Raw genomic sequence first — 12,234 nt, 5'->3', positions numbered from 1 at the left:
CGTAAGGAGGCCAGAGTTTAGGGGGCCAGGCGCTCGCGCAGCCAGTCGCCATCCACCAGGCGGTAGTTGAGGCGGTCGTGCAGACGGCTGGCACGGCCCTGCCAGAACTCGATGCGTTCCGGCAGCAAGCGATAGCCACCCCAATGCGGCGGGCAATGCGGTGCACTGTCGAGGAAGCGCCGCTCCGTCTCAGCCAGATAACCTTCCAGCTCCGCGCGATCGCGGATCACCTGGCTCTGCGGCGAGGCCCAGGCGCCGAGGCGGCTACCCAGCGGCCGCACCTGGAAATAGGCGTCGGACTCCTGCGCCGAGACTTTCTCCACCCGGCCCTCGATGCGCACCTGGCGCTCCAGGCTCGGCCAGAAGAAGGTCATGGCGGCATAAGGCCGGGCCGCCAATTGCTCGCCCTTGGCACTGTCGTAATTGCTGAAGAAGGTGAAACCGCGCTCGTCCAGCCCCTTGAGCAACAACACCCGGCAATGCGGACGGCCTTCACCGTCCACCGTGGCCAGGGTCATGGCATTGGGCTCGACCGGCAGTTGCTCGGTCTGTACCGCGTCGTCGAACCATTGGCGAAACAGGGCGAAAGGCTCGCCCGGTGCATTGGCTTCGCTAAGGCCGTCGCGAACATAGTCGCGACGCATATCGGCAAGGGACTGGGGCATGAAGCTCTCCTGATTCAGAACCCCTCTAGCTTACTGCGCCTTGGCCGGTTTCCCTTGATCTGCGACAGCCTGGGACAACGGCATTGGCGCCGGCTGACTGTACTTGGCCAGCAGGGCAACCAGCGTCGGCTGCGGGGTCAGGACAATTTCCACGCGACGATTGAGCGCACGCCCCTGCACGCTGTCGTTGGCCGCACGCGGCATGTCGGAGCCGACCCCCTTGAGCAGTAGGCGATCACGCTGCAGGCCGCTCAGGCGGAAGATCGAGGCCACCGCCCTGGCACGGTCTTCACTGAGCTTACGGTTGCTATCAACCTGGCCGCTGCTGTCGGCATGGCCGAGGATCAGCACGGCGGTACGCGGATCCTTCTCGAGAATCTTGGCCACCTTGGTGAAAGGACCAAGCACCGCTGGCATCAGCATGCTCGGGCGGTCCGGATTGAACGAGCTCTCCACCGGCGCAGTCACCACCAGCACGCTCTCGCGGCGCTCAAGTTCCATGCGGGAGTTCTTCAGGGCCTCCTTCAGACGCGGCTCGTATTCATCCAGCCAGGCATTGGTGACCTGGTAGTCGATCTTCGGGGCCACCTTGGTTACGGGCTTGGCCGAACTGTCCTGGGACCAACCGGCAGAGCCGGTGCAGGCGGCGAGGCTGATGCAGCTGAGCAGGACGAGGGCTTGGGTTCTCATTATTGGTCTTCCAGGTGGCGGTTCATAGGCACTGGTCCAGCACGCGCGCCAGTTTCTGCGTGCGTGGGTCCATCAAAACATAGGGGCCGAGACTGTTGGTGACGAAGCCGAATGCGACTTCGCGCTCGGGGTCGGCAAAGCCGACCGAGCCACCCGCACCGGGGTGGCCGAAAGCCTTGCGCCCGAGGCCATAGGTGGCATTGGCCACGCCCGGCTGGTCAAGCATGCAGCCCAGCCCGAAGCGGGTCGGGGTCAGCAGGGTGAGATCGTCGCCGCAGGCATGCTCGCGGGTCATCTCGTTCAGCATCTCCACCTCCAGCAGGCGACCATCGAGCAAGGCGGCGTAGAAACCGGCCAGGGCGCGGGCATTGCCATGGCCATTGGCCGCCGGCTGCTGCATGAGTCGCCATTCCGGCTTGTTGGTGCTGGTGAGAATAGACGGTGGATTGGCAAAGGCGCGGGTACTCAGCGCCTCCGGCTCGCTCATCATGCACTTGAGCAGGCGCTGCGCGGCGGCATCGCCCATCTCCCCCTTCTTACGGGCGATATGGGCGACCCGGGGAAACTCCTCCTCGGCCAGGCCGACATGAAAATCCAGCCCCAGCGGCTGGGCGATACGGGCGACGATGGACTCCCCCGGGCCACGGCCGTCGACCCGGCGCAGCAGCTCGCCGATCAGCCAGCCATAGGTAATGGGCGAATAACCGTGAGCCTCGCCAGGTACCCACCAGGGTTGTTCGGCGGCCAGGGCGCTGGTCATTTGCTGCCAGTCGTAGAGCGCTTCGGCCGGCAACATCTGGCGCAAGGCCGGCAGGCCAGCGCGATGGCAGAGCAACTGACGCAGGGTGATGCGCTCCTTGCCGGCGGCAGCGAACTCCGGCCACCAGCGCACGACCGGCGCGTCCAGCTCCAGCTTGCCCTGCTCCACCAGCTGCAGAGCAGCAACGGCGGCGAAGGTCTTGGTACAGGAAAACAGGTTGAGAATCGTGTCGCTGTGCCAGGCCTGGGCACCGTCCTTGTCGGATGTGCCAGCCCAGATGTCGACGACGGTTTCGCCGCCGATCTGCACGCAGAGCGCGGCACCGCGCTCCTGTGGATCAACGAACAGTTCGGCGAAGGCGTCTTTGAGCGCCTCGAAACGCAGGTCGAAATAGCCCTGTATCAGCAACCCCATACTCCTCGGTCTGATTGCCGGGCATTGTTCCAGCCCAGGCAGCACATGTGAATCCTGGCCAAGTGCCGCAATCGCCATCCTCAGACCAACGGTGCCCATCGCCCTCGAAAAGAGGGCATGGCTCACGGTTTGGCGGCAACCGGCGACACCAGCAACTGCTTGGGCACGGCCAGATTGGCCGCCCGTACCGCCTCGACGAAGCCCTGCCATGGGCGGTCGGTGATGGCCACCAGGCCCAGATGACCGTTCTCGCCATCCAGCAGGCGACCGCTGGCAGGCTGATCCAGGTACTGGAACCAGTGCACGCCGACTATCGCCGGCTCTTCCAGGGCGCGCTTGAGGAAACGGGCATAGGCAGGGCCACGCTCTTCCTCGCGGGCCACTTCGCTGACGCCACCCCAGAACGGGCCGCGGTCACGCGAGCCGAAATGGAACTCGCTGACCAGCAGCGGCTTGTCCAGCGCGCGCAGGGCGGCGAAGTCGTAACCCTGCTGCGGCTCGGCGCTGTAGAGGTTGAAGCTGAGCACATCGCAATACTGAGCGCAGGCCGCCACTGCCTCTGGCGTGGCGATGGCGAAACGGCCACCGAGCAGCAGGTGGTTGGGGGCATGCCACTCCAGTGAGTCGGCGATGGTCTTGAAATAGGTGTCGGCGAACAGGCGCTGGAAGTCCTGCAGGTCCTTCTCGATCTGCGGGTACTCGGCGCTCGGCAGCGGCGCTTCGAACCCCGGATCTTCCATCAACTCCCAGGCCTTGAGCTGGATGCCCCAGGCCTTGGACAGCCCGGATTCATTGCGGTACTTGTCGCGCAGCTGCTTGAGAAAGGCGCGCTTGGCCGGTACATCGGTGCTCAAACGCAGAGTGCCGTAGGCCAGGGCGTAGCGGGCATGCGGCTCGCTGCCGGGTGCCGCCCAGGCCAGTTCGTTGTCGGCGAAGAAGCCCAGGAGCCAGGGGTCGTCACGCCGATCACGGGTGGCAATGGCAATAGCCCGTTCCGCCGCCATGGCGAAGCGCGGATCGAACGGGTCGGGCATGCCGCCCCACCAGTCGTGCCCGGTGCTGATGGTGGCATAGTCGCCGGAGATCGACAGCGGGATGCTGTAGGGCATGCGCCGGGTAGCGACCAGACTGTCGTCACTCCAGTTACCCAGGCTGTTGAAGCCCCAGGCCTGCAGGCGATCAATGCTGTGCTGGGCCCAACGCACATCATCGAAGCCCGGTGGCGGGCACGGTGCCAGCTCGGCCGGAGCCGGAGTCGCGGCCAGTGGCGGCTGTGCGGCCGGACACGGCTCGGCATAGCTGTGCTGCAGGTTGGCTCGGTAGAAGTCGAACCAGCGGCCATGATCGAAGGCCCGACCGCGGTTGGCACCGCTGCTGCTGCGGCTGTCTCGTTCGCCGTAGTAGGCCGACAGCGTTTCGCTGCCCTTCGGCAGACTGGCGAACATGTCTTCACGACCTTCCACATAGGTCTGGCTCTGCCAGGCGCTGACTGCATTGACGCCCAGGGAATAGAAAGGATTGCCCTCCGGGCTGACCAGGTACCAGCGACCATCGCGCTTTTCGGTACGGAAGAAACCCGACGCCTCGAAACTTGCGCCGCCCTGCCAGCCACCGAACTTGTCCTGCGCCGGGCGCTCGCCCAACCAGGCCTTGAGCTGTTCGCGCTCGCCTTGAGCGGCACTGCGCAGTTGCTGCTCCTGCTCGATCTTGCCCGGCCACTGGCCACGGGTGTACTGCCCCCAGGCATCGATCAGGCCACTATAGGCCCTGGCCTGCAGATCATCGTCACTGACACCAAAGCGCCCGAGCAGAATGCTTTGCGGCGAGTCGGGATTGTCCAGTGACAGGGTCACGGCGCTGACCTTGTCGCGCGTCAGTTCGCCACTCACCGTCTCGGCCAGCAGAACACGATGGCCCTGCAAGGTCATCGGCATCGGCGGGCCGGCGCGCATGCCACGGGCCAGTGGCGAGGTCGCGGCGAGCGGCACCAACAGGGTCTGTGCAGGGCCCGCCGGCAGGTCGATACGGCTGTAGAGCACCTTGCCATCACGGCTTTCGATACGTACATGCAGGGTAATCGCCCAGTCCATGGCGTTCTGCAGGCGCAAGCTCATGGCGCCTTGCTGCGACCAATCCCAGTCGCCCTTCTGCGGCGACAGGCGCAGACTCGGCTGCTTGGCAGCCGTGAAGGTGAAGCGTCGCAGTACCTCGCCCTCCGGCGTGGGCTCGGCGGTCAGTTCGGGAAAACTGGCAGCGCTGCTGTCGACCTTCACCACGTCGGTGGGTTTGACGAAGCTGAGCAAGGTGGTCTGGCTGGCGGCGACTGCGCCGAGCGGAACGGCGCAGAACAGGCTGAAGAAGAGGGGCAAGGAACGGCGAATCATCGAACGTGCACTCCGGAAGATGTCCAAGTAGACAACAGCCGGTGCCGCAGATGCCACCCCGAAACCCGACTCAGCCGATCTCGCGACGGAACGGCGGCAGCGCGTTGAGAATCGCCTTGCCGTAACGCTGGGTGACCACACGCCGATCCAGCAGAGTGATGATGCCGCGGTCGGCTTCGGTACGCAGCAGGCGACCGCAAGCCTGCACCAGGCGCAGCGAAGCGTCGGGCACGGCGATTTCCATGAAGGGGTTGCCGCCACGGGCCTCGATCCACTCGGCCAGTGCCGCCTCGACTGGGTCGTCCGGCACGGCGAAAGGGATCTTGGCGATCACCACATGCTCGCAATAGGCGCCAGGCAGGTCGACACCCTCGGCGAAACTGGCCAGGCCGAACAGCACGCTCTCCTCGCCGGAGTCGACCCGTGCCTTGTGCTTGTTCAGAGTTTCCTGCTTGGACAGGTTGCCCTGGATAAACACGCGCTTGCGCCAGTCGCGCTCCAGGCCGTCGAAGACTTCCTGCATCTGCTTGCGCGAGGAAAACAGCACGAGGGAACCCCGCGACCCCTCGACCAGGCTCGGCAGCTCGCGAATGATGGCGGCAGTGTGCATGGCCGCATCGCGCGGGTCGGCCTTGAGGTCGGGCACCTTGAGCACACCGGCGTCGGCATGATGGAACGGGCTGGGCACCACGGCGGTGACCGCGACCTTGGGTAGGCCAGCGCGCATGCGATAGCGGTCGAAAGTGCCCAGCGCGGTCAGGGTCGCGGAGGTCACCAAGGCGCCGTAGGCGACATTCCACAGGTTGCGCCGCAGGGTCTCGGCAGCCAGGATCGGGCTGGCGTTGACCTCGATATCGAACAGCGCACCACCCTCGGCCAGGGTCAGCCAACGGGCCATGGGCGGGCTGTCTTCCGGATCTTCGACGGTGAAGGCGGTCCACAATTCCCAGTTGCCCTGGGCACGCGAAAGCAGGCTGCCGAACAGCGGGTACCACTCCTCGGCCTGATGGCTGGCCAGGCCGAGACTGGTGCCCTCGTCGTCCATCGCCTGCTTGAGCAGCTCGGTGAGGCGAGTGAAGAGATCGGTCAGCTTGGCGAAGCCCTTCTTCAGCTCGATACCCAGCTCACGCAGGTGCTCCGGTACCAGGCCGCCAACGAAGCGGTGGCGTGGGCGCTCGCGCCCCTCCATGTCCTCGCCGGCACGGAAGTCGGCCAGTTGCTCGCAGGCGCTGAACATGAACTGTTGCTGGGTACGCAGCTCACGCGCCAGTTCCGGCACCTGTTCGATCAAACGCCCGAGGTCACCGGGCAGCGGGTGCTGGGCCAGCAGCTTGGTCAGGTTCTTCTCTACCTGGCCAAGCCAGTCGGCCGTGCTGCGCAGGCGAGTGAAGTGGGCGAAGTGGCCGATGGCCTTGTCCGGCAGGTGGTGCCCCTCGTCGAACACGTAGATGGTCTCGCGCGGGTCCGGCAACACCACACCGCCGCCCAGGGCCAGGTCGGCCAGAACCATGTCGTGGTTGGTGACGATGACGTCGACCTTGGTCATGCCCTCGCGCGCCTTGTAGAACGCGCACTGCTGGAAGTTCGGGCAATGCCGGTTGGTGCACTGGCTGTGGTCGGTCGTCAGAGTGCCCCAGAGTTGATCTTCCAGCTCCTCCGGCCAGCTGTCGCGATCGCCATCCCAACGATTGCCGGCGAGCTTCTCGATCATCTTGCTGTAGAGCTTCTGGCTCTGCTCGTCGACATCGATGCGAAAGCCCTCTTCCTCGAACATCTGCGCAGTGGCGCTCTGCGCCTGGCCTTCCTGCAGCAACACGTCGAGTTTCGACAGGCACAGATAGCGACCACGTCCCTTGGCCAGGGCAAAGCTGAAGTTGAGACCGCTGTTGCGCATCAGGTCCGGCAGGTCCTTGTGCACGATCTGCTCCTGCAACGCCACCGTCGCGGTGGCAATCACCAGGCGCTTGCCGGCGGCCTTGGCAGCCGGAATGGCAGCCAGGCTGTAGGCCACCGTCTTACCGGTACCGGTGCCGGCCTCCACCGCCACCACGGCAGGCTCACCGTCGCGCTGGCCTTCTTCGTTGGTCTTGATGGCACCGAGCACCTTGGCAACCTCGGCAATCATCAGGCGCTGGCCATAACGGGCTTTCAGCCCTTTGGACTCGAGGAATTTGCTATAGGCGCCCTGGATCTGGGACTTGAGTTCGGTGCTGAGCATGGGCGCAAAAAAACTGGATAAATTTTCAGTAGTTTACCGATAGGTTATGCTCGCGCGCCATCATTCAACCCGCTCTGGACGGAGAACCCGATGACTGCCTTTGCCGCCGTTTACGCCCTGCACCTGCTGGCCGCCCTGATCTGGGTCGGCGGCATGTTCTTCGCCTGGATGATTCTGCGCCCGGCAGCAGTGAGCAAACTGCTGCCACCGGAGCGCCTGGGCCTGTGGCTTGAAGTATTCCGCCGTTTCTTTGTCTGGGTGTGGGTCGCAGTACTGGTGCTGCCGGTTTCCGGCGTAGGCATGCTGCACCTGCGCTTCGCCGGCTTCGATTCGGCACCGCGCTATGTGCAGGTGATGATGGGACTGTACCTGGTGATGCTCGCCCTGTTCCTGCGCATCCAGGTACTCCAGCTACCGCAGTTGAACCGTGCGGTTGCCGCTCAGGACTGGCCAGCGGGAGGGGAAGTGCTTGGCCGCATCCGGCGCCTGGTAGGTTGCAACCTGCTGGTGGGGCTGACCCTGGTGACTATTGCGGCAGCTCGACCAACATTCTGACCAAGGCCTGTACCGGGCCACAGAGAGGGGCACTCTGACAATGAACTCCTGCGCCACCGGCTTGCCGGTGGCGCAGGAGTTATTCGCCCTAACGGGTATTGATGTCACTCATGGTTGTGCCTCAACAGCCGCCTCCACTCGGCGATTGATGGCGCGGCCTTCATCGGTTTCGTTGTCGGCGACCGGTCGCGACTCACCATAACCCACCGACGACACCCGGCCATCTTCGACGCCGTACTGGTTCACCAGCACATCGCGCACGGCATTGGCACGGCGCTCGGAGAGCCCCTGGTTGTATGCATCGGAACCGACCGAGTCGGTATGCCCTTCGACCACAGTGGAGGTCTGCGGATACTGCTTCATGAAGTCGGCCAGGCTCTGGATATCGCCCATGCTGTCTTCTTTGACCACAGACTTGTCGAAGTCGAACTTGACGTCCAGCTCGACGCGAACCGCATCGGTCACTTCAGCAACCGGCTCCATGGGCGCCGCGGTATCCGGATAGACCGGTAACGGGCAGCCATTGTGGCGAACGCTGGTATTGGGCGGAGTGCCCGGGCAACGGTCGCGGCGGTCGAACACTCCGTCGCCATCCTCGTCGCCATCCTGGGCATAGCAAACCAGAGTACCTATGACCGCACCGGCCACGGCACCTCCAGCTGCCCAGGTAGAACTTTCGATTGCACCAAGACCGCCGCCGGCCAAGCCGCCAAGCACGGTACAAAGGGGCCAGTTCCCTTGGTTGAGCGGCGCGTCTCCCGTACTGGAAGTCGTGACGCAACCAGAAAGAACACTACTGACCAAGAGAAGGGGTACTGCAGCCCTTGAGAGTCTTGTTCTCATGGCGGAGATCTCCTGTGTCGCCGGTTGATTACCGGTAACACAGGAGTAAAGACCCGTCCCCCAAAGTGTACAAGCCAACACCCGGTTGACGACCGCGCCAGATGCGACAGTCGCCTTGCCGGGTTCGGACTACTTAGGGGCGAGCTTCCACCTCGGCTTCAACGCGACGGTTGATGGCACGACCTTCAGCAGTGGCGTTATCCGCCACCGGACGGCTTTCACCATAACCGACCGAGCTCACCCGCTCACCGCCCACACCATACTGGTCGACCAGCACGTCGCGTACGGCATTGGCGCGGCGCTCGGACAGACCCTGGTTATAGGCATCGGTACCGACGGAGTCGGTGTGACCCTCAACCACAGTAGTGGTCTGCGGGTACTGGCTCATGAAGTCGGCCAGGGACTTGATGTCGCCTTGGCTCTCTTGCTTGACCACTGCCTTGTCGAAGTCGAACTTGACGTCCAGCTCAACACGAACCGGCTCGGCGGGTTCCGGAACGACTTCCTCGACCATGACCTCCTCGACTACGACCTGCTCCTCGGCGCCGTGCACCCAGCAGTAAGCTGCCGCGAGACCGGCACCCAACACGGCGCCGCCACCGGCCCATTCGGAACTTTCAATTGCGCCCAGTGCAGCGCCTGTAACACCGCCAACGGCCGCGCAGGTCGGCCAATCGGTTTTCTGGATACCGGCACAACCGGTCAACAGGCCGCTTGCCAGGATCAGAGGTACTGCTTTCCTTGTGATACTCATTTCTTAGGTCTCCTGTGGGAATCGGCATGGAACCGACAGCAAAGAAGTAAAGATGGCTTCCTTACTATCTGCCAGTTATAGGCAGTTTCCGGGCCTACTTCTACAGCTAGGCCAAACTTTCTCACCGCGATAGTCTTGCCGTTCGCTTTCGGGAACCCCGTCAATGACCCAGAATTTTTCCTCGCGCACGCCTCAGCAAGCCTTGGCCGCACTGCTCGAACACCATGCCCCCGAGCGGGTTCTGCTGGTGGGTGCCAGCCAGCTGCCGGCACTCGCCGCCTTCCACCTGGCCCATCCAGATGCCGTAATGGCCCACGCCGATGCCGGCCCCTTGCCGGCCGAGCTGGCCGCACAGCGCTATGACCTGGCCCTGGTAGTGGACTGCCTGGAACACTTGCCCAAACGCGCCGCCTTGGAGCTGCTTGGCGGCATTCGCAACCTTAATGCCAGCCGCCTGGCCGTACTGGTCGACCTGGCCGCCTGTGATTGGCAGGAAACCGACTTCTTTGCCCTGGCCCTGCAGGCCAGCGAGCGCTTCGAGCGCGCCGAACAGGTGCTGAACCTGTTCACCTATGATCTGCGCGACTACAAGCAGGTACCGGACTGGCTCAATGCCAAGTTCTGGGCCAACCCGGAAAACTTCGGCAAGTACTGGTGGTGACGGCATGAGCCAGGCCTGCCCGTGCGGCAGCGGCACTCCCCTGGAGGCCTGCTGCGCCAACTATCACCGGGGCACACCGGCCCCTAGCGCGGAGGCGCTCATGCGCTCGCGCTACAGCGCCTACACCCTGGGCCTGATTGATTACCTGCGCGACACCACTCTGCCCGCCCAGCAGGCAGGACTTGATCTGGCCGGCATTCGGGCCTGGAGCCTGGGCAGTACCTGGCTTGGGCTGGAAGTGGAAAGCAGCGAACTGATCGGCGCCCAGCCCGAACATGCCTTCGTCACCTTCACTGCCAGCTGGCATGACGGCAACGGCGAACACAGCCATCGCGAGCGCTCGGCTTTCGTCCAGCAAGGTGGACGCTGGTACTTCATCGACCCCACGGTGGCACTCAAGGTCGGACGCAACGAGCCCTGCCCCTGCGGCAGTGGCCAGAAGTTCAAGAAGTGCTGCAGCGGTTACATGAGCCCGTGAGTTTCAGTCGTAAGCCAGCCCGGCGGAGCCGGGATCAACAAGGAGAAGTGCATGCACAAGAAAAGTGGAGTAGCGGTCGTCCTGGCCAGCCTGTTGCTCGCCGGGGGCTGCCAGGCAACAGGCACTCAGGTCGACCTGGGCAGCAGCGAGCGGGTCGCCCGACTGTTTGCCTTCCCCAACAACTGCAGCGTGATCTGCTATCGCGACTGGACCCTGGAGCAAACGGCCGAGCACTACCTCAAGCAGAGCCTGACCCGCGATGGCTACGCGAATGCCGAGGTCAAAGTACATCGCGACGGCGACCGCCTGAAAGCCAGTTTCAGCGGCGTACCCGACACTTACGGCAAACCGCTGACCGACCTGCTGGCAGCAGGCGACCTGGCCTTCGATGGCGCCAGCAAGCTCAACAGCGATGGCAAGTGGCAGTACAGCTGGTACTTCTTCCTGCCACTGGGCATGGCCCTGGACAATCGCAAGAGCGTCGAGCTGCTGCACTTCCCGCCGGACTATTCCCTGACCCAGGCCCAGGATTATCTGGAATCCAAGACCACGGATCGCTGGGCAGCGCTGCTCACCGAGAACGATGTGCCGAGCGAGCAGACACCGGCGTTCCAGACCATCATCGACATCGCCCCGATTGCCGCCCCAGCCAGTGCCGGTAGCACTCTGGAAGATGTCTACAGCTATTTCAGCGACTACCAGACGCGCATGGTCGCCCAGCTCACCGCCGGCAACGGCACCCCCCTGCCCATGGTCGCCTTCGGTGCACCGGTACGTAACTGGGTCAACAGCCAGTACCACGCCAATATCGGCGTACTCGGTCTGGACGAAATCACTCCGGCGCCCGGACAACGCGTGGCCGTGCTGGGCTCCAACCATCCAAGCTATATCTGGTACGCGGCCGACCCGCAGAACTATGGCGGCGACCAGCAGAAAGCCGATGCAGCTGGCCTCAAGGTCATGGGCCAGGACCTCAGCGCTGCCTGCTGGCAGGCCGGCATGGGCCAGAATCCGGCCGCCGACCCGCAACAGACGCTGAATACCTGCACCAGCAAATGGCAGGTCAGCGACAAGGAGCAAACCTGCGAGCTGTTCTACACCTCGATCCGCGAACTCACGCCCGCCCAGGCACAGGCCAAGTGCAGCGCCGGCAGCAGCTAAGACGGCTAGCCGCAGCACACAGAACGAGGCCCGCGTTGCGGGCCTTGTCATTTACTCCTGGAGCTTGAGGTGCGAGGTGTCTGGTGGCGGTGCCGGCGGCGCGTCTTTGGCCTGCCCCATGTCGCTGCCAACCGGTGCCAGGCTGAACTGAGACATGTCTACCTGCGGCGCCTGCGCCTCCGGTTTGGCGTCCTGCAGATCGGCGCCAACCGGGGCGATATCGAAGTCCGGCGCCTCGACATCGGCGAAGGCCGCCATGTATTCGTCGCGCGGAATCACCCGGGAGCTGCTGCTCGCCGCGGCCGGCGCGGGTGAAGCAGGCGTGTGAGCAACCGGGGCGGATGCGGGCGGCGGCACCATTTCGACCTCTTCCACCGCCAGCGCCTGGACAATGGCCACGGCCCCTGCACGTTCCATGGTGGCTCGATATTTCTCGGCACCGGCGGCATCCAGCCCACTCTTGATCACGATACGACGCCCGGAGAACAGCAGGGCGATGCGTTGCTCGTCGGCCTGAAACAACCGCGCCAGGTTCGCCTTCACCTGCTCCGCCGCAGCCCCCGGCACTACCTGTCCGGCGAAGGCAATCTCATACAGACTCATGGTCACACTCCCGTCCAATCTGGCCTTCAGTATGGCGCAGTTTTTCCT

9 protein-coding genes and 3 pseudogenes are annotated in these 12,234 nt (G+C 64.1%); 4 read left to right on the top strand and 8 right to left on the bottom strand.

Annotation, left to right across the window (positions count from 1 at the left end; genetic code table 11):
- Positions 1-17 precede the first annotated feature (17 nt).
- The 5 genes and pseudogenes from pdxH to dinG form a co-directional block, all read right to left on the bottom strand.
- Complete coding sequence (pdxH, locus tag AYB31_RS17145; protein WP_068829936.1) at positions 18-665, bottom strand: pyridoxamine 5'-phosphate oxidase; 648 nt, start codon at positions 663-665, stop codon at positions 18-20.
- A gap of 45 nt (positions 666-710) precedes the next feature.
- Positions 711-1,238, bottom strand: a pseudogene (locus AYB31_RS17140) (OmpA family protein); the annotation flags it as partial.
- A 139-nt stretch (positions 1,239-1,377) separates the two neighbouring features.
- Positions 1,378-2,523: a serine hydrolase domain-containing protein gene (locus AYB31_RS17135; protein ID WP_068829934.1), complete on the bottom strand. Its 1,146-nt coding sequence runs from the start codon at positions 2,521-2,523 to the stop codon at positions 1,378-1,380.
- Between the two features lie 128 nt (positions 2,524-2,651).
- On the bottom strand, positions 2,652-4,913 hold the full coding sequence (locus AYB31_RS17130; RefSeq protein WP_068829933.1) for a beta-agarase: 2,262 nt from the start codon (positions 4,911-4,913) through the stop codon (positions 2,652-2,654).
- Between the two features lie 70 nt (positions 4,914-4,983).
- The gene (dinG, locus tag AYB31_RS17125; RefSeq protein WP_068829931.1) at positions 4,984-7,131 is read right to left on the bottom strand and encodes an ATP-dependent DNA helicase DinG; all 2,148 of its coding nucleotides are present in this window, start codon (positions 7,129-7,131) and stop codon (positions 4,984-4,986) included.
- Positions 7,132-7,221: 90 nt separating this feature from the next.
- On the opposite strand from dinG, the gene AYB31_RS17120 reads away from it, so the two are divergent.
- Positions 7,222-7,686, top strand: coding sequence for a CopD family protein (locus AYB31_RS17120; protein ID WP_068829929.1), 465 nt, complete (start codon positions 7,222-7,224; stop codon positions 7,684-7,686).
- 108 nt (positions 7,687-7,794) lie between these two features.
- On the opposite strand, the pseudogene AYB31_RS17115 reads toward AYB31_RS17120, so the two are convergent.
- Positions 7,795-8,286: pseudogene (locus AYB31_RS17115) on the bottom strand (OmpA family protein); the annotation flags it as partial.
- Between the two features lie 376 nt (positions 8,287-8,662).
- Positions 8,663-9,025: pseudogene (locus AYB31_RS22075) on the bottom strand (OmpA family protein); the annotation flags it as partial.
- Between the two features lie 421 nt (positions 9,026-9,446).
- On the opposite strand from AYB31_RS22075, the gene AYB31_RS17105 reads away from it, so the two are divergent.
- The 3 genes from AYB31_RS17105 to AYB31_RS17095 are packed head-to-tail and all read left to right on the top strand — an operon-like array spanning position 9,447 to position 11,583.
- A complete protein-coding gene (locus AYB31_RS17105) occupies positions 9,447-9,944 on the top strand; it encodes a DUF6231 family protein (protein WP_068829926.1) in 498 nt (165 codons plus the stop codon).
- Positions 9,945-9,948: 4 nt separating this feature from the next.
- On the top strand, positions 9,949-10,422 hold the full coding sequence (locus AYB31_RS17100; protein WP_068829924.1) for a YchJ family protein: 474 nt from the start codon (positions 9,949-9,951) through the stop codon (positions 10,420-10,422).
- Positions 10,423-10,473: 51 nt separating this feature from the next.
- Entirely contained in the window at positions 10,474-11,583 is a 1,110-nt protein-coding gene (locus AYB31_RS17095) for a hypothetical protein (protein WP_068829923.1), read from the top strand.
- A gap of 51 nt (positions 11,584-11,634) precedes the next feature.
- Here AYB31_RS17095 and AYB31_RS17090 read toward each other — a convergent pair whose 3' ends face one another.
- A complete protein-coding gene (locus tag AYB31_RS17090) occupies positions 11,635-12,186 on the bottom strand; it encodes a hypothetical protein (RefSeq protein WP_068829921.1) in 552 nt (183 codons plus the stop codon).
- Positions 12,187-12,234 lie beyond the last annotated feature (48 nt).

The sequence above is a fragment of the Pseudomonas sp. BMS12 genome (assembly GCF_001592875.1).
Classification (GTDB): domain Bacteria; phylum Pseudomonadota; class Gammaproteobacteria; order Pseudomonadales; family Pseudomonadaceae; genus Aquipseudomonas.
Note: the sequence above shows the minus strand (reverse complement) of the source record. Positions and strands in the feature narration are given on the sequence as shown.